This is a genomic window from Pseudomonas sp. ADAK2 TE3594, from assembly GCF_053628675.1.
Genome location: NZ_JBRJGV010000001.1, coordinates 977,000 through 1,002,290, shown reverse-complemented (window position 1 = coordinate 1,002,290; position 25,291 = coordinate 977,000). Strand labels below are relative to the sequence as shown.

Sequence of the window (25,291 nt, the reverse complement as noted above, 5' to 3'; positions counted from 1 at the left end):
CCCGTGGCGCAGTCCATCAACCGATGCGTTCGAAAATCTTCTCGATTTTTTCTTTCAACGCCTGGGCCGTGAAGGGTTTGACCACATAGCCATTTACACCGGCCTGGGCCGCTTCGATGATTTGCTCGCGCTTGGCTTCAGCGGTCACCATCAGCACCGGCAGGTGCTTGAGCTTTTCATCGGCGCGCACGTGACGCAGCAGATCGATACCGGTCATGCCAGGCATGTTCCAGTCCGTTACCAGAAAGTCGATGCTCCCACTGTTGAGAACCGGAATGGCAGTGGTGCCATCGTCAGCCTCGACCGTGTTGGTGAACCCAAGGTCACGCAACAGGTTTTTTATGATCCGCCGCATCGTTGAGAAGTCATCAACGATGAGGATTTTCATGTTCTTGTCCAATTCGACCTCCAAGCAGTCTTAAACGCGCCCAGCACCTGGACGCGCCATTTCAATCAATCCGGCAAAGCACTCAATGACTGTCTGGAGCACAACAGATCGAGACCGGCGCAGTTCAACACCACACCAGCTCCATTCGCAGTGTCCCCACACTGCCTTCAGCGCGCTCGCCACTCCCCCAAACGCCCCCGCAAACGGGCCGCGCACTGGCTGTGTAACTGGCTGACCCGCGATTCGCTGACCCCCAGGACCTCACCGATTTCCTTGAGATTCAACTCTTCGTCGTAGTACAGCGCCAACACCAGTCGCTCACGCTCCGGCAAATTGGCAATCGCGTCCGCCAGCGCCGCCTGGAAGCGTTCATCTTCCAGATCGCGTGACGGCTCGAGATGAGCACTGGCGCCATCCTCATGCAGCCCTTCGTGTTCGCCGTCCTGTAACAGATCGTCGAAACTGAATAACCGGCTGCCGAGGGTGTCGTTCAAAATCCCGTAATAATCGTCGAGACTCAATTGGAGTTCGGCCGCAACCTCATGATCTTTAGCGTCACGGCCGGTTTTAGCTTCAATCGAGCGAATCGCGTCGCTGACCATGCGGGTATTGCGGTGAACCGAACGTGGTGCCCAGTCCCCCTTGCGCACTTCATCGAGCATCGCGCCGCGGATTCGTATGCCCGCGTACGTCTCGAAACTCGCGCCTTTGCTGGCGTCATATTTGGTTGATACTTCAAGCAGGCCGATCATCCCGGCCTGGATCAGGTCTTCGACCTGGACACTGGCCGGCAAACGCGCCAGCAAGTGGTAGGCAATGCGTTTGACCAGTGGCGCGTAACGCTCGATCAGCTCGTACTGCGCGTCACGTGCCGACTTCTTGTAGAGGTTGTAGCCACTGGCTGTCATAGGACGGGTCCTGCCGCTTGTTGCACGAGGCGCTCGACGAAAAACTCCAGGTGCCCGCGTGGGTTGGCCGGCAGTGGCCAGGTATCGACCTTCTGCGCAATGGCCTTGAACGCCAGGGCGCACTTGGAACGCGGAAAGGCTTCGTAGACGGCACGCTGCTTCTGCACGGCCTTGCGCACGCTTTCGTCGTAAGGCACCGCACCGACATATTGCAAGGCGACGTCGAGGAAACGATCCGTGACCTTGGTCAACTTGGCGAACAGGTTGCGGCCTTCCTGCGGGCTCTGCGCCATGTTGGCCAAGACACGGAAACGGTTCATGCCGTAGTCGCGGTTCAGCAGTTTGATCAGCGCGTAGGCGTCGGTGATCGAGGTCGGCTCGTCGCACACCACCAGCAAGACTTCTTGCGCTGCGCGGACGAAACTGACCACCGAGTCACCAATGCCCGCAGCGGTGTCGATCACCAATACGTCGAGGTTGTCGCCGATATCGCTGAAGGCCTGGATCAGGCCGGCATGCTGGGCCGGGCTCAGATGAACCATGCTCTGGGTGCCGGATGCGGCCGGGACGATGCGAATACCGCCGGGCCCTTGCAACAGCACATCGCGCAGCTCACAGCGGCCTTCGATCACGTCGGCCAGGGTACGTTTGGGTGTCAGCCCCAGCAGGACGTCAACGTTCGCCAGCCCCAGATCGGCATCCAGCAGCATGACGCGCCGGCCGAGCTCAGCTAGAGCCAGGGACAAGTTCACTGACACGTTAGTCTTCCCGACGCCACCTTTGCCGCCGGTCACCGCGATCACCTGTACGGGATGCATGCTGCCCATGTTATTTTCTTTACCTTGTCTTACTTAGACGGAGGCCACATTACTGGCTGCGCGTTCACCAACTGAACAATGCATGGCAGACCATCGATGTAGGTACAAAAACCGTTCATTAAATACCTCAGCCAACCCGCTTGGTCGGACTGTGGTAAAGGTCAGCGAACATATCAGCCATGGCTTCTTCGCTGGGTTCTTCCTGCATTTGCACGCTAACGGCACGGCTGACCAACTGATGACGACGCGGCAGATGCAAATCATCCGGAATCCGCGGGCCATCGGTCAGGTAAGCCACCGGCAATTCATGACTAATGGCCAGGCTCAACACCTCGCCCAAGCTTGCCGTTTCATCCAGTTTAGTCAGGATGCAGCCGGCAAGGCCGCAACGTTTGTAACTGTGATAAGCGGCAGTTAGAACCTGTTTCTGGCTGGTGGTTGCCAAGACCAGATAATTTTTTGATTTGATGCCGCGTCCGGCCAGGCTTTCGAGCTGCATACGCAGTGCCGGATCGCTGGCCTGCAAGCCGGCGGTATCGATCAGCACCACGCGTTTGCGCAGCAAAGGCTCCAGTGCCTGCACCAAGGATTGGCCCGGATCGACGTGGGTGACCGACACGTTGAGGATCCGGCCGAGGGTCTTGAGCTGCTCCTGAGCGCCGATGCGATAGCTGTCCATGCTCACCAGCGCGATGTTCTGCGCGCCGTACTTGAGCACGTAACGAGCCGCCAGCTTGGCCAGCGTGGTGGTCTTGCCCATGCCAGCCGGGCCGACCATGGCAATCACGCCGCCCTCTTCCAGTGGCTCGACTTCCGGGGTGGTGATCATCCGCGCCAGATGCGCGAGCAACATGCGCCAGGCCTGACGGGGTTCTTCGATGTCGGTAATCAGCGCCAGCAGATCGCGCGACAACGGGCCGGACAGGCCGATGCGTTGCAAGCGACGCCAGAGGTTGGCCTGGGCCGGACGACTGCCTTGCAGCTGATTCCAGGCCAGCGAGCCAAGTTGCACTTCCATCAGTTCACGCAGGCTGTTGAGCTCGAAACGCATCGAGTCGAACGCACGCGGGTCGACGCCGGTCGCCGCGGCAGGCGCAGGTGCCGGGCGCCGAGGCTCGGCCAGCGTCGGCTCGATCAGCGGCTCGGCGGCGGTCAACGGCAGGCCGGCGAACAACTGACGATTGGTGCTCTTATCGCTCTCGCCATCGCCACGCAGGCTCAGTTCGGCCTGGGCGGTGACGATCCGCGACTGGGTCTTGCGCAGCTCGTCCTCGAGTTCCATGTTCGGAACACGCGGGGCCAGCGCCGACAATTTGTAATCCAGGGCAGCCGTCAGCTCGACACCACCGGCGATCCGGCGATTGCCAATGATGGCGGCATCAGCGCCCAGCTCATCACGAACCAGTTTCATGGCCTGACGCATATCGGCGGCGAAAAAACGCTTAACTTGCATAAACCACTACCTCAGCCGTTGGGCCCTACTGTCGCAACAATGGTCACTTGCTTGTTGTCAGGGATTTCCTGATAAGCCAACACATGCAAACCCGGGACTGCCAGTCGGCCGAATCGCGAGAGCATCGCGCGAACCGGACCGGCCACCAGCAGAATCACCGGTTGACCTTGCATTTCCTGACGCTGCGCCGCTTCGATCAACGAGCGTTGCAGCTTCTCTGCCATGCTTGGCTCCAGCAGAACGCCCTCTTCCGAGCCTTGTCCTGCCTTCTGAAGACTATTGAGCAATATTTGTTCCAACCTTGGCTCCAAGGTGATCACAGGCAGCTCCGACTCAGTGCCTACAATGCTTTGCACGATTGCGCGGGATACGCCGACGCGCACCGCAGCCACCAAAGCGGCAGTATCTTGACTCTTGGCGGCGTTGTTCGCGATGGCTTCGGCGATGCTGCGAATGTCCCGTACCGGCACCTGTTCGGCCAGCAATGCCTGCAAGACTTTGAGCAGCTGCGACAGCGAAACCACTCCCGGCACCAGCTCTTCAGCCAGTTTGGGTGAGCTTTTGGCCAGCAATTGCATGAGTTGCTGGACTTCTTCGTGGCCAATCAGCTCGCTGGAGTGCTTGTACAAAATCTGGTTCAAATGCGTTGCCACTACGGTACTGGCGTCGACCACGGTGTAGCCGAGGGATTGCGCCTGGGCACGCTGGCTGATTTCGATCCAGACCGCCTCCAGACCAAAAGCCGGATCTTTGGCGGTAATGCCGTTGAGCGTGCCGTAGACCTGCCCCGGGTTGATGGCCAGTTCGCGGTCCGGGTAAATCTCGGCCTCCGCCAGGATCACGCCCATCAGGGTCAGGCGGTAGGCGCTTGGCGCCAGGTCGAGGTTGTCACGGATATGCACAGTCGGCATCAAGAAGCCCAGGTCCTGGGAGAGCTTTTTACGCACACCCTTGATCCGTGCCAGCAACTGACCACCCTGGTTACGGTCCACCAGCGGAATCAGGCGATAGCCGACTTCCAGGCCGATCATGTCGATCGGCGTCACGTCATCCCAGCCAAGCTCCTTGGTTTCCTGGGCGCGGGCCGGCGATGGCAGCAGTTCCTGCTGACGCTTGACCTCTTGCAGGGCCTGAACCTTGACCGTGTTCTGCTTCTTCCAGAACAGGTAAGCGCCGCCGGCCGCCAGGGCTGCCATGCTCAAAAAGGAAAAATGCGGCATGCCCGGCACCAGGCCCATCACCGCCATCAAGCCAGCGGCCACGGCCAGGGCTTTCGGCGAGGCGAACATCTGACGATTGATCTGCTTGCCCATGTCTTCCGAGCCGGAAGCTCGGGTCACCATGATCGCAGCAGCGGTCGACAACAGCAGTGATGGCAATTGCGCCACCAAACCGTCACCGATGGTCAACAAGGCGTACACCCGACCAGCATCGCCAAAGGTCATGCCGTGCTGGAAGATACCGACTGCCATGCCGCCGATCAGGTTGATGAACAGAATCAGCAGGCCGGCGATGGCGTCACCGCGCACGAACTTGCTGGCACCGTCCATGGAACCGTAGAACTCGGCCTCCTGGGCCACTTCCATCCGGCGCAGTTTCGCCTGGTTCTGATCGATCAGGCCGGCGTTCAAGTCGGCATCGATGGCCATCTGTTTGCCGGGCATCGCATCAAGGGTAAAACGCGCGCTGACCTCGGAAATCCGCCCGGCACCCTTGGTCACTACGACGAAGTTGATGATCATCAAAATCGCGAAGACCACGATACCAACCACGTAGTTACCGCCGATCACCACTTCACCGAAGGCCTGGATCACCTTACCGGCGGCGGCATGGCCATCCTGACCGTGGAGCATCACCACCCGCGTCGAGGCCACGTTCAGCGCCAATCGCAACAACGTCGCCACCAGCAGAATGGTCGGGAACACCGCAAAATCCAGCGGCCGCAAGGCGTACACGCAGACCAGCAACACGACAATGGACAAGGCAATGTTGAACGTGAAGAACACGTCCAGCAGGAACGGCGGTACCGGCAGCATCATCATGGCCAGCATGACCAGCAGCAACAGCGGCACACCCAGATTGCCCCGACTGAGGTCGGCAACGTTTGTGCGTGCAGTGTTGATTAACTGAGAGCGATCCACCGGTTTTCCCCGTTCCTTTAAAGCAAACTTTTGACGCCTGAAGCAGGCGCAGGGCGGCTATTGCAAGAAGCCTTCCAACTTTTGCCAAGGAGGGGAATAGAGAGATTTGTTGAGCCCGGTAGCAGCTGCCGAGCCCGCGAGGCTGCGTTCGAGGACGCAGTCCTCGCAAAGGTTTACGACTGCTGCGCAGTCGAACGCAGCCTCGCCGGCTCGGCAGCTGCTTCACACGCAATGGGACTGAGGAAAATCAACCTGCGATCAGAATTTGCTCTTTGCGAATTTCGCCAAACTCAAGTTTTTTGCCGACCAGATAAAGCGTTCCTCGCAACATCTGAAGGCCTTCCACCTCAACAAAATCCTCTTGTGCATACCCGAATACTACCTTTGTAGAAGGCGCCGCTACTTCTGGGGAAATCAAATGCCATTCAAGAAGATTGAGCGCCCACTGAAAGCGGATGATCGGCAGATCACCGATAACGATCTGACGGTTATCGCCTTCCCAGCGAAAATCCATCCGAGCGGTAATCTGCAAATGCCCGTCGATAATGTTGAATTCGGGCTTGCCATAGCGCCGCTCCAACCCACCGCTTGACCACTGATCCATGTAGTAATCGGGGGAGCTGAAGACTTTGACCAATGCTGCATTATTGTCAATTTTGCCCGCCGCATCGAAAAAGTAGTTGTAAATATAATGGTAGGCAAAGCCATCCAACTCAGGCCGAATAGCATTGATCGGGCTATCCAGATAACCCGTGATGTATGAATTCGCCATATGTTTAAAGTCCAGAAAATCCAGGGATGCCTTAAACGTGACCGAGTAACCGATCGCCCGTTCACGCAGATTTTCCTGAACGATGCCCGAGACAAACTCCAACTCCATACCGTGGAGCTTTTTATATTCACGCTCTTCCATAACGATTCCCTCTGAGCCTTGCATGAACGCCCGTGCTGCTCGCACCTCTCACTGAGAGCGGCTATAACACGGACATTGAGCGGGAGAATTCCCGGACTCATGACATCGCTTGAGAGGGAGACTGTCTACTGTCAGAACTAACAGGTAGAGGTTTTTTCGGATAGGCGGAAGGTTGCCAGCAGATCAAAAGATCGCAGCCTTCGGCAGCTCCTACGCGCCTGTGGGCGCCGCCGAAGGCTGCGATCCTTGATCCATCAAGAATCGCGGCGCAAGTCCGGTGGAATCGGCAGATCGTCCTGGAGCGGATCCGGGCGCTTGCCCTTGCCGGCGCGGTACTGGCGGATCTGGTAGACGTAGGCCAGTACCTGGGCAACCGCCAGATAGAGCCCGCCGGGAATTTCCTGCTCCAGCTCCGTGGAGTAATAGATCGAACGCGCCAGCGCCGGCGATTCGAGCAGCAGCACATTGTTGGCCACGGCGATTTCGCGGATCTTCAGGGCGAGGAAGTCGCTACCCTTGGCCAATAGCACCGGTGCATTGCCTTTGTCTGGATCGTACTTGAGGGCCACGGCGTAGTGAGTCGGGTTGGTGATGACCACGTCAGCCTCGGGGATCGCGGCCATCATCCGCCGCTGCGACATCTCGCGTTGCAACTGGCGAATACGCTGCTTGACCTCCGGCCGCCCTTCCTGATCCTTGTGCTCATCGCGCACTTCCTGCTTGGTCATCTGCAGCTTCTTGTGGCTTTCCCAGAGCTGCACCGGCACGTCGACCACGGCGATGATGATCAGCCCGCAAGCCATCCACAAGGTACTCCAACCAACCACTTGCAAGCTGTGAATGATCGCCATGTCCAACGGTTCGTGAGCGATGCGCATCAGGTCATCGATGTCCGACGACAGGACCGCCAACGCCACGAACAAGACAATGAAAAACTTCGCCAGGGCCTTGAGCAGCTCAACCAAAGCCTTGGCCGAGAACATCCGCTTCAGGCCCGCGCCGGGGTTCATGCGACTGAACTTCGGCGCCATCGAGCCGGCGGCGAACAACCAGCCACCGAGGGAGATCGGGCCGATCAACGCAGCCAACAGCAAAGTGATCATCACCGGTTGAATCGCCAACAGGGCAATCTGTCCCGAGTGCAGCAAGAAGGTGCCCATGTTGCGCTGATCCAGAATCACTTCCCGCGACAGCGTGAAGTTCATCCGCATCAGCTCCATCATGTCCTGCGCCAATGCACCACCGAAAATCAGCAACGCACCGGCGCCAGCGAGCATGACCGCCAAGGTATTGAGCTCCTTGGAGCGCGCAATCTCGCCCTTCTCACGGGAGTCCTTTTTACGTTTCTCCGTGGGGTCTTCTGTTTTGTCCTGACCGCTTTCGCTCTCAGCCATGACTCAGCGCGCCCGTGCCAGTTCGCGCAACAACTGCAAAGCCTCGGAGGCCAGCGGTTGGTACTGATTGAGAATGTCCGCCAGACCGACCCAGACGATGAACAGCCCGAGCACCAGGGTCAGCGGGAAGCCAATCGAGAAAATGTTCAACTGCGGCGCCGCCCGGGTCATCACGCCAAACGCAATGTTGACCACCAGCAACGCGGTGATCGCCGGCAGCACCAGCAACAGCGCCGCGCCAAGCACCCAACCCAGCTTCCCGGCCAGCTCCCAAAAATGATGGACCATCAACCCGCCACCGACCGGCAGCGTGGTGAAGCTCTCGGTGAGGACTTCGAACACCACCAGATGGCCGTTCATCGACAGGAACAGCAGCGTCACCAGCATGGTGAAAAACTGCCCGATCACCGCCACCGATACTCCGTTTGTAGGGTCGACCATCGAGGCGAAGCCCATGCCCATCTGGATCGCGACAATTTGCCCGGCGACCACGAAAGCCTGGAAGAACAGCTGCAAGGAGAAACCCAACACCGCGCCGATAATGATTTGTTCGGCAATCAGCAGCAGTGCACTCAGGTCGAGTGCGTTGACCGGCGGCATCGGCGGCAGGCCGGGAGCGATCACGACGGTTATCGCCAGGGCGAAGTACAGACGCACGCGCTGAGGCACCAGGCTCGTACCGAAAATCGGCATGACCATCAGCAACGAACCGATGCGAAACAGCGGCAACATGAACGTTGCTACCCAGGTACTGATCTGGGTATCGGTCAGCTGCAGCAGCGACATGGTTTAGCCGATGACCTGAGGAATACTGCCGTACAGCTGCAGGATGTATTCCATAAAGCTCTGCACCATCCACGGGCCGCCAACGATCAGCGTCACCAGCATCACCAGCAGGCGCGGCAGGAAGCTCAGGGTCTGTTCGTTGATCTGGGTGGCCGCCTGGAACATCGCCACCAACAGCCCCACCAACAAGCTCGGGATCACCAGCACGGCAACCATCATGGTGGTCAGCCACAGCGCTTCGCGAAAGATGTCTACGGCAACTTCCGGCGTCATGGTGAAACGCCGCCGAAGCTGCTGGCCAACGTGCCAATGATCAACGCCCAGCCATCCACCAGCACGAACAGCATGATCTTGAACGGCAGGGAAATAATCAGTGGCGAGAGCATCATCATACCCATCGCCATCAGCACACTGGCCACGACCAGGTCGATGATCAGGAACGGAATGAAGATCATGAAGCCGATCTGGAACGCAGTTTTAAGCTCCGAGGTGACAAACGCCGGAACCAGAATCGTCAGCGGCGCCTGATCAGGCGAAGCAATGTCGGTGCGCTTGGACAAGCGCATGAACAGCTCCAGATCGCTGCTGCGAGTCTGGGCCAGCATGAAATCCTTGATCGGCACCTGCGCCTTGGTCACGGCATCCTGAGCGGTGAGCTTCTCCGCCAGATACGGCTGCAAGGCATCCTGATTCACGCGATCGAACACCGGCGCCATGATGAACATGGTGAGGAACAGCGCCATGCCGGTGAGGATCTGGTTCGACGGTGTCTGCTGCAAGCCCAGGGCCTGACGCAGGATCGAGAACACGATGATGATCCGGGTGAAACTGGTCATCAGCATGACGAACGCCGGGATGAAACTCAGCGCGGTCATGATCAGCAGGATTTGCAGGCTGACCGAGTATTCCTGAGCACCTTCGGCGTTAGTGCCCAGGGTGATCGCCGGGATCGACAATGGATCGGCGGCGAACGCCAGCGGCGCGGCCAGCATCAGGGCCAGCGTCAAGATGATGCGTAACGCAGCCATTACTTCTTATCCTTCTGATCCTTGCCAAGCATCTTCAGCAGATGTTTGGCAAATTCCGGCGTGGCTTTCTCGGCATTGTCCGGCACTTGCACCGGCTCCTTGAGTACATGCAACGCGGTGATGGTGCCAGGGCTCAGGCCGAGCAGGATCTGTTCGTTGCCGACCTGCACCAGCATCAAACGGTCACGAGGACCTAGCGCGCGGGAACCGATCAGCTCGATCACCTGCCCCTTGCCGGCCGGCCCGGCCTGCTGGACCCGGCGCAGCAACCAGGCGAGGAAGAAGATCAACCCCAGCACCAGCAGCAAGCCGAACACCAATTGCGTCAATTGCCCGGCCACACCGCTGCTGACCGCCGGCACGGCAGCCGCAGTAGCGGTCGCTACCGGCTCGGCAGCCAGAACACTGAACGGCAACGCCAGCACAAACCCCAGAACCCTTTTCACTCAGCGCAGCTTCTTGATGCGTTCGCTTGGGCTGATCACGTCAGTCAGGCGAATGCCGAACTTTTCGTTGACCACCACCACTTCACCGTGGGCGATGAGCGTGCCGTTGACCAGCACATCCAGTGGCTCACCGGCCAGACGATCGAGCTCGATTACCGAACCCTGGTTGAGTTGCAGCAGGTTGCGGATGTTGATATCGGTGCTGCCGACTTCCATGGAAATCGACACCGGAATATCAAGGATCACGTCCAGGTTCGGACCGTCCAGCGTCACCGGATCGTTGCTCTTCGGCACGCTGCCGAACTCTTCCATTGGCAGACGGTTGGGCGACAAACCGGTGGCATCGGCGGCCAACAAGGCATCGATATCGTCCTGCCCGGCATCACCGGTTTCTTCCAGGGCCGCAGCCCATTCATCAGCCAGTGCCTGGTCGTCCTGGGCGTTCATATCGTCGTTCATCATTTGTCCTCGGCGGGCACCTGCTCAATCAAGAGCAGTCAATTAAAAGGGGGTTGGAGCGCCGGTCAACGGCGCTCGATCGGCTCGATCACCTGCAACGCGAGGTTGCCTTTGTGCGAGCCCATCTTGACCTTGAAGGCCGGCACGCCATTGGCGCGCATGATCATTTCTTCCGGCATCTCGACCGGGATCACATCCCCCGGCTGCATGTGCAGGATGTCGCGCAGGCGCAGCTGGCGGCGGGCAACGGTGGCACCGATCGGTACATCGACGTCCAGCACGTCCTGGCGCAAGGCGTTGATCCAGCGCTCGTCCTGATCGTCGAGGTCCGACTGGAAGCCGGCGTCGAGCATTTCGCGCACCGGCTCGATCATCGAGTACGGCATGGTCACGTGCAGGTCGCCGCCACCACCATCGAGTTCGATGTGGAACGTCGACACCACAACCGCTTCGCTCGGGCCGACGATGTTGGCCATGGCCGGGTTCACTTCCGAGTTGATGTACTCGAAGTTCACTTCCATGATCGCCTGCCAGGCTTCCTTCAAATCGACGAAGGCCTGTTCCAGCACCATGCGCACCACTCGCAGCTCGGTGGGAGTGAATTCACGCCCTTCGATCTTCGCGTGACGGCCATCGCCGCCGAAGAAGTTGTCCACCAGTTTGAACACCAGTTTGGCGTCAAGGATGAACAGCGCAGTGCCGCGCAGCGGCTTGATCTTGACCAGGTTGAGACTGGTCGGCACGTACAGCGAGTGCACGTATTCGCCGAACTTCATCACCTGCACACCACCGACGGCAACGTCCGCCGAGCGGCGCAGCATGTTGAACATGCTGATGCGGGTGTAGCGGGCGAAACGCTCGTTGATCATTTCCAGGGTCGGCATGCGTCCGCGGACGATGCGATCCTGGCTGGTCAGGTCGTAGCTTTTGACGGTGCCGGGTTCGGCAGCGTTATCGGTCTGTACCAGACCATCGTCGACGCCATGCAACAGCGCATCGATCTCATCCTGGGACAGCAGGTCCTGCACGGCCATGTCGTGTTCCTACTGCAGTACGAAATTAGTGAAAAGCAACTGTTCGATCACCACTTTGCCAAGCTCTTTCTGCGCCACTTCCTGGACGCTGGCCGTGGCCTTCTGACGCAACATCTCCTGGCCGACCGGGGTCGCCAGCGTGGCGAAATCCTGACCGGAGAACAGCATCACCAGGTTATTGCGGATCACCGGCATATGGACTTTGAGCGCATCCAGATCAGCCTGATTGCGACCCTGCAGGGTGATGCTCACCTGCATGTAGCGCTGGCGGCCGTTCTGCGTGTAGTTGGCCACGAAGGCCGGCGCCATGGGCTCGAAGATCGCCGGCTGCTTGCCGACCACAGCGGTTTCAGCCGCAGCGGCAGGCTTGCTCTGGGCGCTGTGCATGAAGTACCAGGTCGCCCCCACGGACAAGCCGATCGCCAGCAGCAGGGCCACGACGATCACAATGATCAGCTTTATTTTGCCTTTGGTTGCGGGGTCTTTCACTGGTGCTGCGTCGCTCTTAGCCATGCCAATAATCCGTCACTATTCGGGTTTTCACAGTCGCACGGCAAGGCAAGAGCAAGTGTTATGCCAGAAGTGTCGGGAGGGAGTTGAGGCGCGGAGTTAAGGGACACCACAAAATAAATGTGGGAGCGGGCTTGCCCGCGATGAGGTCGTCACATTCAACATATAAGTCGAATGTTAGATCGCCATCGCGGGCAAGCCCGCTCCCACAAGGGGTGTTGCGTTTGATCAGGCGTAGTAGTCGACGGCGCTGGTGCCAATCACGCTGGTGGTGTTGGCGCCTACTTCAGCGACAGTCACAGGGAGCTCTTCATCGGCGGAGTCGAGACGACCGCCATTGGCGCTGGTACGTCCACCCTGCCCCTGTTGAGCCTGTTCCTGACCCTGACCCTGCCAGCCACGGGACTGATCGGAAACGTTGACGTCGACCTGGCCCATGCCCTGCTGCGCGAACATGTCACGCAGGCGATGCATTTGCCCGTCGAGCGCTTCGCGAACACTTGGGTGGGCGCTCATGAAGGTCACCTGGGTCTGCTGATCCGGCACCATGTTCACCCGAATATCGAGGCGTCCCAGCTCAGCCGGTTGCAGCTGAATGTCGGCGGCTTTGAGGTTGGCGCTGGACAGGTACATGACCCGATTGACCACCTCTTCAGTCCAACCGCTCTGATGCATGGCGATCGGCTGGTTCACCGGCAATGCATTGGCAGTCTTGGGCGTTGCCGCCTGGGTCAGTGCCGCCAGGCGGTTGGCGAAATCATCGACTCGGGTATCACTGCTGGCGGATTTGAGATCCTTGAGGCCGTCATCAATCAGCCCACTGAAGGCCTTCTCGCCACCCTGGCTGGTGCTGTCCTGATCGGCTTGGACATCGAGCATGCTCGCCATGCCCACGGCAAAGTTTTGCGCCGAGGTCGGTTCGCCGTCAGCCTGAGCCTGGGCCGGGGACGCTTTTGGCTGGGCCTGGCTAGAAGCGGAAACGTGACCACCTTGCTCCATGGCCAGACGCACCGCTGGCAGCGCATCGAGTGGATCGGCTTCAGGATCGAAATCGCTGTCGACGGTGGCGGAGGCAGCGGCTTGGGCGGGTGCAGCAACGATAGCAGCGGCAACCGGCGCTTCAACCTGCGGCGCAACGTTCATCACAACCGGTGCAGGTGCAGGTGCTTGCGCTACCGGCAGGGCTACCAACGGTTGAACGGCCTGCATCAAGGCAGGATCGAGGGCCGGATCAAGGCCAGGATCAACCGGCGGAGCATCGGCTACCGGCGTATCGGTCGTCTCCGGCTCGTCATCGCTGGCAGTCGTGTCGTCTGTCGGCGCCGGTTTATCGGCGGGCAAGGAATTGCCGCTATCGGCAACCGCAGGTTCCGGGGCGGCAGCCTTATCGCTGTTGACGTCTGGTTTGCCGGTGTCTTGCGGCGCATTATCAGTCGCCGGTTTGGCCGATTTATCAGCGACCACAACAGGCTTGCTCTGGGCTTGATTGGCGTAGACCTCAGCGAAGCTGGACGCCTTGTCCCCGGGCTCAGCCGTCACCGCCGGCGTATTGGCGGATGCGGCTTGAGTCTTGGCCGTAGCGGCGGCCTGAAGAAGAATATTGGGGGTAACGGGCATAAAACGGTCTCCGCTGCACTGGGATCGTAGGTACAGTTGAGCAAGTTGAATGCAAGGGGCGAGCCAGCTTTGTTCGCTAGCTGCTAAAAACGCCGGACGGATGCTGGTTCAGCCAGGGAACGCTGGCGCTCCGCTTCGTAGAGCGGTCGGACAATAGCGAATTCGCCGTCAATGTCATCAATGAGTCGTTCAATGCCGACGAGACTCTTTTCTTTGGCACGCTGCTCCAGCTCACCGCACAGCTTGGCCAGATAACTGGCGCCCATGTTGCTGCTGCTACCTTTGAAACTATGGGCAGCATTCATAAGCTGCGCAGCATCCTCGGCCTTTCGCAGGACGCGTAAACGCTCTTCGGAATCGGCGAGAAAGGTATCGAGCAATTCTGGATACCCGTCCTCCATAACTTCCTGCAACGCGCTCAGCACGTCACGGTCCAGATGTGTGTCGTCCACTTGTTCACTCCTTGATCAAGAATGCCCGGCATTATGCCAGAGCCTCCCAGAAAAACTCCACGCGAGCACTTCGACCATTATCGGACCAGGTCGCATGATCGCTCAACTGGCGGATCAAATTGACCCCACGTCCTGACAGACGGACATCATCGACCGGACGCGCCATTACCCGCGCCACATCGAAACCCTTGCCACTGTCTTCGACCCGGACCGTCAGGCAACCGCCCTCGCCTTTTGGTGCCACCTGCAAATGCACCCGCACATAACCGTCCCGCAATTCGTCCAGGCGTGTATTGCGCTGCTGATAATAGCGCGCAAAACCCGAAGCATCGCGTTTCAGACTCGAATCCAGTCCCAGCACGCCATGCTCCAGGGCGTTGGAATAAAGCTCTGCCATCACACTGTAGAGCGCGCCACTCTGAGCCCGCAGGCCATGCACCTCAAGCAGCAATTGCAACAGGTATGGCAGCGGGTTGAAGCGCTTGAGGGTGGCGGCGCGGAACTCGAAACTCACCGACCAGTCCAGCGGGCTGGATTGGCCGCTGTCGGAGTACACCGGCACTGGCGGACTCAGTTGCGCAGCCTCCAGCAGACTGACCTCGACCATGCTCACGTCATCCCGTGCCTCGCCGCGAAAATCCCGCAGGGCCTGTTCGATTTCTTCGAACAGCGCATCAGGCTGACGATTGGCTGTAAACACCTGCTCCAATCGCTCTACGCCAAACAATTGTTCATTGGCATCGCAGGTATCGATCACCCCGTCGGATAACAGAAAGACCCGATCCCCGACGGCCATCGGGAACACCTCGGTGCGGTCATCGAAGGTTTGCGGGCTCAGCACCCCCAGCGGCAAGTGCCGGGCCGTCAGAGTGATACGTTCGCCGCTGGCGGTGCTATGCAAGTAACCGTCCGGCATCCCACCGTTCCAGACCTCCACCGATCCTCGCTGAAAGCTCAGGCACAGCAGGGTCGCACAACAGAACATGTCCACCGGCAGAATGCGTTTGAGCTTGGCGTTCATCTCGCGCAGGGTTTCAGACAGGCCGTAACCCTTTGCGGTCATGCCGTAGAAGACTTCAGCCAGGGGCATGGCACCTACAGCGGCCGGCAAACCATGGCCAGTGAAATCGCCGAGCAACACATGCATGTCGCCGGCCGGGGTGAACGCGGCCAGCAACAGATCGCCGTTGAACAGAGCATAGGGCGATTGCAGGTAACGGATGTTCGGTGCGCTCAGGCAACCGGAGTGGGCGACCTTATCGAACACGGCTTTGGCTACGCGTTGTTCGTTGAGCAGGTAATCGTGGTGCCTGGCGATCAGGTCGCGCTGCTCCAGCACCGTGGCCTGCAAACGTCGCAAGCGGTCCATGGCCTTGACCTTGGCGGCAAGGATCACCTGGTTGTATGGCTTTGCCAGAAAATCGTCGCCCCCGGCCTCCAGACAACGGGCCAAGGCCTCACTTTCGGTCAGCGACGTCAAAAAGATGATCGGCACCAGCGTTTCGCCGGCCAGCGCCTTGATCTGCTGCGCAGCCTCGAAACCGTCCATCACCGGCATCATGGCGTCCATCAGCACCAGGTGTGGTCGCTGCGAGCGGAACACTTCGACCGCCTCGGCGCCGTTGGCCGCCGTCAGGACTTCATGGCCCTGGCGCCGGACGATCGTCGACAGCAGCATACGATCGGCCGCGCTGTCTTCGGCGATCAGGATCGTCAGCGGTTCGAGCGGCTGCATGACGGTCAACTGATGTCGAACAGCTTGTCGAAATTGGAGATGGCGAGGATTTTCTTAACGTCGGTACTGCTGTTGACGACGCGAATATCGGAGTTGTCGCCACCGGCATGATCACGCAACAAGAGCAACATGCCCAGCGCCGAGCTGTCGAGATAAGTGGCCTTCTTCAGGTCCACCACAATCGAATCGGGTTTATTGTTGAGTTTTTCGTAGGATTCGCGAAATTCCTGATGCCGACCGAAATCGAATCGTCCCTCGATCGAAATCGTCAGCTTTTTCCCATCCGGAGATACTTCTGTAACGACTGACATTTCACGGCTTCCTTGTCATTGGCGAACGAACGTACGTGTACAAGGTTTAGCATCTGATGAGGGCTGGAGCAAGGCTGAAGCATTGTTCGGTTTGTGAAATCGCCTTCGCGGGCAAGCCTCGCTCCTACGGAAAATGGTCGAACACACCGTTGTCGTTCGACACCGCCCCTGTAGGAGCGAGGCTTGCCCGCGAAGAACGATAACGCGGTCTTCAATACGGGTCGTGACGCGGCAAGCGCTGGGACAGCTCATCCAGCAGCTTTTGCTCGCGCTTGTCTTCCAGCTGCCGTGCCTCATCCATGTAGCGCTGAACCAGTTTGCGCAAGCCTTCGACCCGGGCAAATGCTTGCTGCCAGGCTTCCCGAGACTTGTTCAGGTTGTTTTGATGCCAGTTCAGGCTCTGGCGCTGCTGGTCGATGGCCGTGCCCAGTTGCGCGAGAAAGCCCTGATAGCCCAGCAACCACTGGCCCGAGACGCCGCTGCTGCCGCGCACGATCCATTGTTCCTGGTATTCGAGACGGAAATTTTCCAGGTCGGCGAGCTTGCTTTCCGCCAGGCGAACCTGGCCCTGGAAATGCCCCAGGCGCAGGACAGCGGTTTTTTCGGCCTTTTCAGCCATTTCCACCACAGGCGCCAGGCGTGCTGCGCGGCTCGAGGCCATGACTGGTTAACCGCCCGGCGCTGGCGCAAAGATCGAAGCGAGATGGTTCTCGCTGGCGCCCATGTTGATGTTGTCGTTCAAGCCCTGGCGCAGGTACATCGTCATGGCCGGTTGCAGATTGATCGCGGCGTCGGTTTCCCGGTCACCGCCGGACACATAGGCGCCGACACTGATCAAGTCGCGGCTCTGCTGATAGCGCGACCAGTATTGCTTGAACATCTGCGCGTGGTTCATGTGCTTGATGCCGACCACCGATGGCATGACTCGGCTGATGGAGGCTTCGATATCGATGGCCGGGTAATGCCCTTCCTCAGCCAGACGCCGGGACAACACGATGTGTCCGTCGAGCACGCCCCGCGCCGCGTCGGCGATCGGATCTTGCTGATCGTCGCCTTCGGACAATACGGTGTAAAACGCAGTGATCGAACCACCGCCCTTTTCGGCATTACCGGCCCGCTCCACCAGTTTCGGCAACTTGGCGAATACCGAGGGCGGATAGCCCTTGGTCGCCGGCGGCTCGCCGATGGCCAGGGCGATTTCCCGCTGGGCCTGGGCGAAACGGGTCAGGGAATCCATGAGCAACAGGACATTCTTGCCCTTGTCGCGAAAGTACTCAGCGATCCGCGTGCAGTACATGGCCGCGCGCAGACGCATCAGCGGTGCGTCGTCCGCCGGCGAAGCCACCACCACCGAACGCTTGAGCCCTTCTTCACCGAGGATGTGCTCGATGAACTCTTTAACTTCACGACCCCGCTCACCGATCAGCCCGACGACAATGATGTCGGCCTCGGTGAAGCGGGTCATCATGCCCAGCAGCACACTCTTGCCCACGCCAGTACCGGCGAACAGCCCGAGCCGCTGACCGCGACCGACCGTCAACAAACCGTTGATGCAGCGGATACCCACATCCAGCGGCTCGCTGATCGGCTCGCGCTTGAGCGGGTTGATGGTCGGGCCGTCCATTGGCACCCAGTCTTCAGCCTTCATCCCGCCCTTGCCATCCAGCGCACGCCCGGCGCCATCGAGCACCCGCCCGAGCATGCTCATGCCCATGGGCAGACGACCGGTATCGGCCAAGGGAACCACGCGCGCGCCTGGCGCGATGCCGGCGACGCTGCCGACGGGCATCAGAAAAACCTTGCTGCCAGAGAAGCCCATGACTTCGGCTTCGACCTGCACCGGGTGATAGCTGTCATCGTTGATGACCATGCAGCGACTGCCCATGGCGGCGCGCAAGCCTTCGGCTTCGAGGGTCAGGCCGACCATGCGCAGCAGGCGACCTTCAAGGATCGGCGCACCGGCAAGCATCGTGGCCTCGGCGTAACCGCCCAGGCGCTTGGCGAAGCTGGTGCGATCAAGGCGCATCGGCAGCGTCCGGTTCTGGCTCGACCGGGGTAACCGAAGGCTTTTCGTCAACCAGCAGTTCCAGGCTCAGATCCGGCGCGGCCGGGTGCAGCGCCTGATCGTGCAATTGATCGAACAGCTTGGCCATGACTTGGGTAACACGGGTTTCGATGGTGGCGTCGATCCGACTGTGTTCGGTTTCGACCCGACAACCGCCCGGCAACAAGGACTCGTCCTCGACGATACGCCAGGTTTCTTCATGGCGCTCGCGCAGGGCTTTGACCTGTTCGAAATCCTGCGGGTTGATGTACAGCCGCACATTGCCCACGCCCAGCGGCAAGAGCTTGAGCGCTTCGCGCATGACGTGTTCGATCTGCGTCGAGTCGATGGCCAGTTCGCGCTGAATCACTTGCCTGGTGATGTGCTGCACAAGGTCGACCAAGGATTTTTCGATCTGGGTGTCCTGCTCGGCAATGGGCTCGAACAGGTTGGCCATCAGCTGTTCCAGGCCAGCGATCTTGGCCGTCAGGGCCACTTCGGCTTCCTGACGGACCTTGAGCGTGGTGCTGTGAAAACCTTCTTTCTCGCCAACGGCGAAGCCTTCGTTGTAGGCCTCCTGGCGAATGCTTTCGAGCTCTTCGAGGGTCAGTGGCTGGACTTCTTCCAGCGGCACTTCTTCCATTTCCGGCGGTTCGGGTTCCGGCTCCGGCTCGGGTTCCGGCACAAACGGGTCGAAGCTGGGCAACGACCAGATGTCGAAACCACCGACGTCCTTGGCACGGATCAGGTCGGTATTGGACTCATCATGTTTGGACGACATAGTGACCTTAGATCATCTCTTCGCCGCCCTTCCCGCCGAGAACGATTTCTCCGGCTTCGGCCATACGGCGGGCAATGGTGAGGATTTCTTTCTGCGCCGTTTCCACGTCGCTGACGCGCACCGGGCCTTTGGCCTCGAGGTCGTCGCGCAACAGTTCGGCCGCCCGTTTGGACATGTTCTTGAAGATCTTTTCCTTGACGCCTTCGTCCGAACCCTTGAGCGCCAGCACCAGCACGTCGGAGGACACTTCGCGCAGCAACGCCTGAATCCCGCGGTCGTCGACATCGGACAGGTTGTTGAACACGAACATGAGGTCTTCGATCTGACCGGACAGGTCTTCGTCGACTTCGCGGATCGAGTCCATCAGTTGACCTTCGATCGAGCTGTCGAGGAAGTTCATGATGTCGGCCGCACGCTTGATGCCACCCAGGGTGGTGCGCGAAGCATTCGAGTTGCCGGAGAACTGCTTCTCGAGAATCTGGTTGAGTTCTTTCAGGGCCGCTGGCTGCACGGTGTTCAACGAAGACACTCGCAGGATTATGTCCAACCGGACCTTGTGGTCGAAGTTGCCCAGCACTTCACCGGCCTGATCCGGATCGAGGTACGCCACCACGATTGCCTGGATCTGCGGGTGCTCGTAACGGATCACGTCGGCAACGGCGCGCGGCTCCATCCACTTCAGGCTGTCGAGGCCACTGGTGTTGCCGCCCAGCAGGATCCGGTCGATCAGGCCGTTAGCCTTGTCTTCGCCCAGGGCCTGGGTAAGCATTTTGCGCACGTAGTCATCGGAGCCGACGCCCAGGCTGGTCTGGTCGCCGACGATGTCGACGAACTCGCTCATCACCTGTTCGACCTGCTCGCGATGCACGTTACCCATCTGGGCCATCGCCACACCCACACGCTGGACCTCTTTGGGCCCCATGTGGCGCAGCACTTGCGCAGCATCGGTGGAACCGAGGGACAGCAGCAGAATCGCGGCTTTGTCGACCTTGGTCAGTTTGGCGGCAACGGCTCGGTTATCACTCATCTGCGTTAATCCACTCTTTCACGACCTGGGCCACGCGACCCGGATCTTCTGCCACCAGACTCTTGATTGCGTTCAACTGTGCGTCATAGCCTTCGCTCGGGCTCGGCAGCAGGATGCTGGTCGGGCCACCGAGGCTGACACGGTCGTTGGCCAGTTCGCCGTCCAGCGCGCCCATGCCACCCAGTTCCATGTCGCTGCCAATGCCGGCCAGTTGCTTGTCTTTGCCGCCGCCGGTGATGTTGTTGAGCACCGGACGCAGCACACCGAATACCAGCACCAGGATGAACAACACACCCAGCACTTGCTTGACGATGTCCCAGAACCACGGCTGGGAATAGAACGGAATCTCGGTGATCACTTCGCCACGCTCGGCGGAGAACGGCATGTTGATCACGCTGACACTGTCGCCGCGGCTGGCGTCGAAACCGACGGCGTCCTGCACCAGGCGAGTGAAGCGCGCCAATTCATCGGCGCTCCACGGCGCCCGTGTCGTTTCGCCGTTGGCCGCGTTGACCTTGACCTGATCGTCGACCACCACCGACACCGACAGGCGATTCAATCGGCCCTGCTGCTGCTTGGTGTGGCTGATCGAACGGTCGAGCTCGAAGTTCTTGGTGGATTGTTGACGCTTGTCCGCCGGGTACGGCGCCAACATCGGCTGGCCGGTAGCCGGGTCCATGATTTGCTGACCGTTGGCATCGATCAACGGCTGACCTGGCTGAACCATGCCGGCCGCTGCGGTGCTGCCACCCGTGGTTTGCGGTGCGGAGGCCGGCGATGGCGGCTGGTTGCTCAAGGCACCCGGCACACCTTGCGGGCCATTGCTGGCGGTACGTTGTTCGTTGACCGACTGCTCGCTGCGCAACGCCGGTTGATCCGGGTTGAACTGCTCGGCAGTCGATTCGACCGCATTGAAATCCACGTCGGCCGAGACTTCGGCTTTATAACGGTCGTTACCCAGCACCGGTTGCAGGATGTTGTGCACACGCTGGGTCAGCATGCTTTCCATGCGACGGCTGTAATCGAATTGCTTGCCGGCCATGGTCAGTTCGGAGTTTTCCGCCTGATCCGACAGCAGGTTGCCCTTCTGGTCGACCACGGTGATCTGCGACTTGCTCAGCTCGGGAACACTGGTCGCCACCAGATTGATGATGGCGATGACTTGGCCCGGCTCCAGCGAACGACCGGAATAGAGTTCAACAAGAACAGAAGCACTTGGCTTGCGTTCATCACGCACGAACACCGAGCTTTTCGGAATCGCCAGGTGCACGCGGGCACCCTTGACGTTGTTCAGGCTGGAAATGGTCCGGGCCAGTTCGCCTTCGAGGCCGCGACGATAACGGGTCGCTTCCATGAACTGACTGGTACCCAGCCCCTGCTCCTTGTCGAGGATCTCGAAACCGATGTTGCCGTCGCTGGGAGTGACACCAGCGGCCGCGAGCTTGAGCCGCGCACGGGACAGGTCATCGGCCTTGACCAGCAAGGCACCGGAGTTCGGTTCAACGGTATAGGGGATATCGGCCGCGGCCAGGGTTTCCATGACCTGCTTGGCGTCCATACCGGCAAGGCTGCCGTACAGAGGCCGGTAGTCCGGCTGCTGGGACCACAACACCACGGCAAAACCAATCGCCACGCTCGCAGCCAGGCCGACCAACAGGCCCACCTGACGCAACATGGTCATCTCGGAGAGGTTTTCCAGGAAGGACAACCCGAACAGCGGCGGTTTACCGTCTATCGGAGTGACCTTGGCCGGAACATTATCGGCGACTGCTTCTGCCATGACTCAATTCGTCCTTAAACCGGCATCTGCATGATGTCTTGGTATGCCTGAACCAACTTGTTGCGCACTTGGGTCAACGCCTGAAAAGACACGCTGGCCTTCTGCGAAGAAATCATCACGTCCGTCAGGTCGACGCCGCTCTTGCCGATCTCGAAGGCACTGGCCAACTGACTGGACGCCTGCTGGGTGTCGTTCACTTTATTGACGGCCTGACCGAGCATGTCGGAAAAGCTGCTGCCACCCACTTCAGGGACTGCGGCAGTCGATTTCGGCGCAGACATCGCATCCATTTGCATGGAGCGCATGTCCAGCATCAACCGATTGAATTCAATACCTTGGCTCATGGTTTCTCTCTTTGACGAAGCTACGTCTTTGGCTACCCGCAATTTTTTGACACTCACTCGGCGGGCAGTGAGGTATTAGCAACAAGGGTGCCAGCTCCGTGGCCGCGCTAAACAAAAGCTCATCCTTGGCTCTCAATCCAATCTTCCAAGCCCCAACACGATCCGTAGCAGCTGCCGAACGCAGCCTCGCGGGCTCGGCAGCTGCTACAAAGCAATGTCAGGTAGCGAACAAGTACGCTTCCACATCCATACCAGCGTCGCGCATCTGCGCCAGCTTGTAGCGCAAGGTGCGCGGGCTGATGCCCAGTCGCTCGGCGGCTTCTTTGCGACGACCGCGTTCTGAGCGCAAGGTGTCAATAATCATCTGGAATTCACGGCGCCGCAGGTCATCGCCGAGGGCGCCCGCCGATTCAGCGTCGACTTCAATTGCGCGCACGGGCGTCGGCGCCAATGTCGGCAACGGCGCACACGCCACAGACCCGGCCAGGCAGAAATCCTGCGGCTGGATCAAGCCACCCTGCTGCAGAATCAAGGCACGCTGGATCGCGTTATCCAGCTCACGCACGTTGCCCGGCCACGGATAACCAATCAGGCACGCCTGCGCCTCGGGCGAGAGCTTCGCCGCGGCGTGCTTCATTTTATTGACGTGTTTGGCCAGCAGTCGCTCGGCCAGCGGCAGGATATCGGCGGTGCGCTCGCGCAGCGGACGCCAGGCCAGCGGGAACACTGACAAACGATAGTAAAGGTCTTCACGAAAACGCCCCGCCGCCACTTCAGCGGCCAAGTCTCGGTTGGTGGTAGCGACCACTCGGATGTCTAGCGTGATCGGCTTGCGTGCGCCGACTCGCTCGACTTCACGCTCTTGCAATACGCGTAGTAACTTGGCCTGCAGGCCCAGGGGCATTTCGGAGATTTCATCGAGCAGGATCGTCCCGCCATCGGCCTGCTCGAACTTGCCGGCCTGCGCCGCGATGGCACCGGTGAACGAGCCCTTTTCGTGACCGAACAAGGTGGCTTCGAGCATGTTGTCCGGGATCGCTGCGCAGTTGATCGCAATGAACGGCTGACTGGCGCGGTGAGAGTGCTGATGGATGTAACGTGCCAGCACTTCCTTGCCGGCCCCGGACTCACCGGAGATCAACACCGTGGAATCACTGCGCGCCACCCGTGCAGCCAATTCCAGCAGCTGCGCACTGGCCGGCTCGAACGCCACAGGCCCCTCGCTCTCGGCCGCGCCAAGATTGCCCAGTGCGTGACGCGCCACCAGATCGAGCAAGGCTTTGGGCTCAAACGGTTTGACCAGATAATCGGCTGCGCCCTGACGCATAGCGTCGACCGCTCGCTCGACAGCACCGTGAGCGGTCATCAGCAGCACCGGCAGCTGGGGCTGACGAGCCCGCAGCAATCCCAGCAGCTGATGACCATCCATGCCCGGCATGTTGACGTCACTGAGCACCAGGTTAAACGCCTCGGCACCGACAGCCTCCAACGCCTCTTCCGCCGAACCGACCGCCGTGTAATCGTGCCCGGCAAGCAATAGCGTATCGGCCAATGCTTCCCGTAGCGCGCGGTCATCCTCGACCAGTAAAACCTTGATGGCCATGTCCTTCACTTCGCTCCCTGAGCGCTGGGTTGCTCACCAGAAAAAAGCGGCAAGATCACCTGCGCGCAAGTGCCGCGCCCCGGCCGTGAGCGCAACTGCAATTCTCCCTGATGAGCACGGGCGACTGCCTTGACCACGGTCAGGCCCAGGCCGGTGCCGGTGGTTTTAGTGGTGAAAAACGGCTCACCCAAACGCGCCAGTACCTTCGTGTCGATGCCACTGCCGCTGTCGCTGACACACAAGCGCAGGTTGTTGCCGCGGGTATACAGGTGAACCTTCAAACGGACATCGCCGGCACTCGCCTGAATGGCGTTCTCGATCAGATTGAGGATCGCCCCGACCAGCGTGTCGCGATTGCACAACAACTCACCGGCACGACTGTCGCACTGCCAGCGAATCGGCAGGTCCTGAACGTGGGTCAGCGCTGCCGCTTGCAGCGACTGCATCAGCATCTTGGGGGTCACGCGATCGGTCAACGGCAACTCGCCGCGAGCGAACACCAGCATGTCGCGAACCTGGTGTTCCAGTTCATGCAGGCGCTCTTTCAGGCGACCGGCAAAACGCTGCTGCGTGGCGACCGGCAACTCCTGCTCAGTCAAATGACTGGCATAGAGCAACGCAGCGGACAACGGCGTGCGGATCTGATGAGCCAACGACGCGACCATACGACCGAGAGAAGACAGGCGCTCATGACGAGCCAGTTGATCTTGCAGATGACGGGTTTCAGTCAGGTCGTTGAGCAACACCAACTGACCGGGCTCGGCATCCAGCGAGCGCGTGGCGATCGACAGACGCCGACCGTCCTTGAGAGAGATTTCGTGACCGTCATCCTCGCGCGGTGCAAAGCATCGGGCAATCACATGACGCCACAACTCGCCTTCGAGAGGCAGACCGAGCAGCTCACTCGCGGCGGGATTAGCTTCGCGCACGATACCTTGGGCGTCGATGACGATGACGCCGCCAGGCAACAGATCGAGGAGATTTTGCAGACGGTTGGCCAGGCGTTCTTTTTCCGCCAGCTCCTGCATGCGCTGAGCACTGACCACCGCCAGCTCGCCCTTGAGCTCGGTGACCCGGGCTTCGAGCATGCTGTAGGAATCGGTTAATTGGCTCGACATCTGGCTGAACAGCGCAAACGCCTGCTCAAGGCCAAGCCGGCTTGCCTGCTCTACGGACGACGGTTGCCCCGAAGCATCTGGGACAGGAGACATCTGGGCGGCTGGGGGCATCGTGCTCTCTCGCGTGGTTGACCGTCAGTTAAACGGAACGTTGCGAGGGATGTAGCAATACCCGTGCCTAAAAAAAACCGCCTATAAATG

26 protein-coding genes are annotated in these 25,291 nt (G+C 59.8%); all 26 read right to left on the bottom strand.

Annotated elements, in window-relative coordinates:
• Positions 1 to 16 precede the first annotated feature (16 nt).
• The 26 genes from AB7M22_RS04470 to AB7M22_RS04345 all read right to left on the bottom strand — a co-directional run bounded on the left by AB7M22_RS04470 (position 17) and on the right by AB7M22_RS04345 (position 25,183).
• A complete protein-coding gene (locus AB7M22_RS04470; RefSeq protein ID WP_003183998.1) occupies positions 17 to 388 on the bottom strand; it encodes a chemotaxis response regulator CheY in 372 nt (123 codons plus the stop codon).
• Positions 389 to 555: 167 nt separating this feature from the next.
• Complete coding sequence (gene fliA, locus AB7M22_RS04465) at positions 556 to 1,296, bottom strand: RNA polymerase sigma factor FliA (protein ID WP_007894214.1); 741 nt, start codon at positions 1,294 to 1,296, stop codon at positions 556 to 558.
• The gene (gene fleN, locus AB7M22_RS04460; protein WP_454185373.1) at positions 1,293 to 2,123 is read right to left on the bottom strand and encodes a flagellar synthesis regulator FleN; all 831 of its coding nucleotides are present in this window, start codon (positions 2,121 to 2,123) and stop codon (positions 1,293 to 1,295) included. Before fleN ends, fliA begins: the two co-directional genes overlap by 4 nt.
• A gap of 118 nt (positions 2,124 to 2,241) precedes the next feature.
• A complete protein-coding gene (flhF, locus tag AB7M22_RS04455; protein ID WP_454185372.1) occupies positions 2,242 to 3,567 on the bottom strand; it encodes a flagellar biosynthesis protein FlhF in 1,326 nt (441 codons plus the stop codon).
• Between the two features lie 11 nt (positions 3,568 to 3,578).
• The gene (gene flhA, locus AB7M22_RS04450) at positions 3,579 to 5,708 is read right to left on the bottom strand and encodes a flagellar biosynthesis protein FlhA (protein ID WP_008006718.1); all 2,130 of its coding nucleotides are present in this window, start codon (positions 5,706 to 5,708) and stop codon (positions 3,579 to 3,581) included.
• 247 nt (positions 5,709 to 5,955) lie between these two features.
• On the bottom strand, positions 5,956 to 6,621 hold the full coding sequence (locus tag AB7M22_RS04445) for a hypothetical protein (RefSeq protein WP_454185371.1): 666 nt from the start codon (positions 6,619 to 6,621) through the stop codon (positions 5,956 to 5,958).
• 254 nt (positions 6,622 to 6,875) lie between these two features.
• Entirely contained in the window at positions 6,876 to 8,015 is a 1,140-nt protein-coding gene (flhB, locus tag AB7M22_RS04440) for a flagellar biosynthesis protein FlhB (protein ID WP_454185370.1), read from the bottom strand.
• A gap of 3 nt (positions 8,016 to 8,018) precedes the next feature.
• Complete coding sequence (gene fliR / locus AB7M22_RS04435) at positions 8,019 to 8,801, bottom strand: flagellar biosynthetic protein FliR (RefSeq protein WP_454185369.1); 783 nt, start codon at positions 8,799 to 8,801, stop codon at positions 8,019 to 8,021.
• Between the two features lie 3 nt (positions 8,802 to 8,804).
• Positions 8,805 to 9,074, bottom strand: a complete 270-nt coding sequence (fliQ, locus tag AB7M22_RS04430; RefSeq protein ID WP_454185368.1) for a flagellar biosynthesis protein FliQ — start codon at positions 9,072 to 9,074, stop codon at positions 8,805 to 8,807.
• A complete protein-coding gene (fliP, locus tag AB7M22_RS04425) occupies positions 9,071 to 9,829 on the bottom strand; it encodes a flagellar type III secretion system pore protein FliP (protein ID WP_007894207.1) in 759 nt (252 codons plus the stop codon). The genes fliQ and fliP overlap by 4 nt, the downstream gene beginning before the upstream one ends.
• Positions 9,829 to 10,275: a flagellar biosynthetic protein FliO gene (gene fliO, locus AB7M22_RS04420; protein WP_454185367.1), complete on the bottom strand. Its 447-nt coding sequence runs from the start codon at positions 10,273 to 10,275 to the stop codon at positions 9,829 to 9,831. Before fliO ends, fliP begins: the two co-directional genes overlap by 1 nt.
• On the bottom strand, positions 10,276 to 10,734 hold the full coding sequence (gene fliN / locus AB7M22_RS04415; protein ID WP_454185366.1) for a flagellar motor switch protein FliN: 459 nt from the start codon (positions 10,732 to 10,734) through the stop codon (positions 10,276 to 10,278).
• A gap of 65 nt (positions 10,735 to 10,799) precedes the next feature.
• Positions 10,800 to 11,768, bottom strand: a complete 969-nt coding sequence (fliM, locus tag AB7M22_RS04410; protein WP_007894204.1) for a flagellar motor switch protein FliM — start codon at positions 11,766 to 11,768, stop codon at positions 10,800 to 10,802.
• 9 nt (positions 11,769 to 11,777) lie between these two features.
• On the bottom strand, positions 11,778 to 12,281 hold the full coding sequence (gene fliL / locus AB7M22_RS04405) for a flagellar basal body-associated protein FliL (RefSeq protein WP_007894203.1): 504 nt from the start codon (positions 12,279 to 12,281) through the stop codon (positions 11,778 to 11,780).
• A gap of 225 nt (positions 12,282 to 12,506) precedes the next feature.
• Entirely contained in the window at positions 12,507 to 13,895 is a 1,389-nt protein-coding gene (locus AB7M22_RS04400; protein WP_454185365.1) for a flagellar hook-length control protein FliK, read from the bottom strand.
• An 83-nt stretch (positions 13,896 to 13,978) separates the two neighbouring features.
• On the bottom strand, positions 13,979 to 14,347 hold the full coding sequence (locus tag AB7M22_RS04395) for an Hpt domain-containing protein (RefSeq protein ID WP_007894201.1): 369 nt from the start codon (positions 14,345 to 14,347) through the stop codon (positions 13,979 to 13,981).
• Positions 14,348 to 14,378: 31 nt separating this feature from the next.
• Complete coding sequence (locus tag AB7M22_RS04390) at positions 14,379 to 16,082, bottom strand: ATP-binding SpoIIE family protein phosphatase (RefSeq protein ID WP_454185364.1); 1,704 nt, start codon at positions 16,080 to 16,082, stop codon at positions 14,379 to 14,381.
• A gap of 5 nt (positions 16,083 to 16,087) precedes the next feature.
• Positions 16,088 to 16,393: an STAS domain-containing protein gene (locus AB7M22_RS04385; protein WP_454185363.1), complete on the bottom strand. Its 306-nt coding sequence runs from the start codon at positions 16,391 to 16,393 to the stop codon at positions 16,088 to 16,090.
• Between the two features lie 211 nt (positions 16,394 to 16,604).
• Positions 16,605 to 17,054 (bottom strand): flagellar export protein FliJ, encoded by a 450-nt coding sequence (fliJ, locus tag AB7M22_RS04380; RefSeq protein WP_007894198.1) that lies wholly within the window; start codon positions 17,052 to 17,054, stop codon positions 16,605 to 16,607.
• A gap of 6 nt (positions 17,055 to 17,060) precedes the next feature.
• Positions 17,061 to 18,419 carry a flagellar protein export ATPase FliI gene (gene fliI, locus AB7M22_RS04375; protein WP_454185362.1) on the bottom strand — a complete coding sequence of 453 codons (1,359 nt, stop codon included), beginning with the start codon at positions 18,417 to 18,419 and terminating at the stop codon, positions 17,061 to 17,063.
• Positions 18,409 to 19,218 carry a flagellar assembly protein FliH gene (gene fliH / locus AB7M22_RS04370; RefSeq protein WP_454185361.1) on the bottom strand — a complete coding sequence of 270 codons (810 nt, stop codon included), beginning with the start codon at positions 19,216 to 19,218 and terminating at the stop codon, positions 18,409 to 18,411. The genes fliI and fliH overlap by 11 nt, the downstream gene beginning before the upstream one ends.
• A gap of 7 nt (positions 19,219 to 19,225) precedes the next feature.
• A complete protein-coding gene (gene fliG, locus AB7M22_RS04365; RefSeq protein ID WP_007894195.1) occupies positions 19,226 to 20,245 on the bottom strand; it encodes a flagellar motor switch protein FliG in 1,020 nt (339 codons plus the stop codon).
• Positions 20,238 to 22,025, bottom strand: a complete 1,788-nt coding sequence (gene fliF / locus AB7M22_RS04360) for a flagellar basal-body MS-ring/collar protein FliF (protein WP_454185360.1) — start codon at positions 22,023 to 22,025, stop codon at positions 20,238 to 20,240. The genes fliG and fliF overlap by 8 nt, the downstream gene beginning before the upstream one ends.
• Before the next feature lie 14 nt (positions 22,026 to 22,039).
• Positions 22,040 to 22,369, bottom strand: a complete 330-nt coding sequence (fliE, locus tag AB7M22_RS04355; RefSeq protein WP_008006646.1) for a flagellar hook-basal body complex protein FliE — start codon at positions 22,367 to 22,369, stop codon at positions 22,040 to 22,042.
• A gap of 217 nt (positions 22,370 to 22,586) precedes the next feature.
• Positions 22,587 to 23,972: a sigma-54-dependent transcriptional regulator gene (locus AB7M22_RS04350; protein WP_454185359.1), complete on the bottom strand. Its 1,386-nt coding sequence runs from the start codon at positions 23,970 to 23,972 to the stop codon at positions 22,587 to 22,589.
• Between the two features lie 5 nt (positions 23,973 to 23,977).
• Positions 23,978 to 25,183, bottom strand: coding sequence for a sensor histidine kinase (locus AB7M22_RS04345; protein WP_454185358.1), 1,206 nt, complete (start codon positions 25,181 to 25,183; stop codon positions 23,978 to 23,980).
• Positions 25,184 to 25,291: the final 108 nt, after the last annotated feature.

Coding starts and splice junctions, on each gene's coding strand:
- AB7M22_RS04470 (WP_003183998.1), bottom strand. CDS start 388: ATGAAAATCCTCATCGTTGATGACTTCTCAACGATGCGGCGGATCATA.
- fliA (WP_007894214.1), bottom strand. CDS start 1,296: ATGACAGCCAGTGGCTACAACCTCTACAAGAAGTCGGCACGTGACGCG.
- fleN (WP_454185373.1), bottom strand. CDS start 2,123: ATGGGCAGCATGCATCCCGTACAGGTGATCGCGGTGACCGGCGGCAAA.
- flhF (WP_454185372.1), bottom strand. CDS start 3,567: ATGCAAGTTAAGCGTTTTTTCGCCGCCGATATGCGTCAGGCCATGAAA.
- AB7M22_RS04445 (WP_454185371.1), bottom strand. CDS start 6,621: ATGGAAGAGCGTGAATATAAAAAGCTCCACGGTATGGAGTTGGAGTTT.
- flhB (WP_454185370.1), bottom strand. CDS start 8,015: ATGGCTGAGAGCGAAAGCGGTCAGGACAAAACAGAAGACCCCACGGAG.
- fliR (WP_454185369.1), bottom strand. CDS start 8,801: ATGTCGCTGCTGCAGCTGACCGATACCCAGATCAGTACCTGGGTAGCA.
- fliQ (WP_454185368.1), bottom strand. CDS start 9,074: ATGACGCCGGAAGTTGCCGTAGACATCTTTCGCGAAGCGCTGTGGCTG.
- fliP (WP_007894207.1), bottom strand. CDS start 9,829: ATGGCTGCGTTACGCATCATCTTGACGCTGGCCCTGATGCTGGCCGCG.
- fliN (WP_454185366.1), bottom strand. CDS start 10,734: ATGAACGACGATATGAACGCCCAGGACGACCAGGCACTGGCTGATGAA.
- fliM (WP_007894204.1), bottom strand. CDS start 11,768: ATGGCCGTGCAGGACCTGCTGTCCCAGGATGAGATCGATGCGCTGTTG.
- fliL (WP_007894203.1), bottom strand. CDS start 12,281: ATGGCTAAGAGCGACGCAGCACCAGTGAAAGACCCCGCAACCAAAGGC.
- AB7M22_RS04400 (WP_454185365.1), bottom strand. CDS start 13,895: ATGCCCGTTACCCCCAATATTCTTCTTCAGGCCGCCGCTACGGCCAAG.
- AB7M22_RS04390 (WP_454185364.1), bottom strand. CDS start 16,082: ATGCAGCCGCTCGAACCGCTGACGATCCTGATCGCCGAAGACAGCGCG.
- AB7M22_RS04385 (WP_454185363.1), bottom strand. CDS start 16,393: ATGTCAGTCGTTACAGAAGTATCTCCGGATGGGAAAAAGCTGACGATT.
- fliJ (WP_007894198.1), bottom strand. CDS start 17,054: ATGGCCTCGAGCCGCGCAGCACGCCTGGCGCCTGTGGTGGAAATGGCT.
- fliI (WP_454185362.1), bottom strand. CDS start 18,419: ATGCGCCTTGATCGCACCAGCTTCGCCAAGCGCCTGGGCGGTTACGCC.
- fliH (WP_454185361.1), bottom strand. CDS start 19,218: ATGTCGTCCAAACATGATGAGTCCAATACCGACCTGATCCGTGCCAAG.
- fliG (WP_007894195.1), bottom strand. CDS start 20,245: ATGAGTGATAACCGAGCCGTTGCCGCCAAACTGACCAAGGTCGACAAA.
- fliF (WP_454185360.1), bottom strand. CDS start 22,025: ATGGCAGAAGCAGTCGCCGATAATGTTCCGGCCAAGGTCACTCCGATA.
- fliE (WP_008006646.1), bottom strand. CDS start 22,369: ATGAGCCAAGGTATTGAATTCAATCGGTTGATGCTGGACATGCGCTCC.
- AB7M22_RS04350 (WP_454185359.1), bottom strand. CDS start 23,972: ATGGCCATCAAGGTTTTACTGGTCGAGGATGACCGCGCGCTACGGGAA.
- AB7M22_RS04345 (WP_454185358.1), bottom strand. CDS start 25,183: ATGTCTCCTGTCCCAGATGCTTCGGGGCAACCGTCGTCCGTAGAGCAG.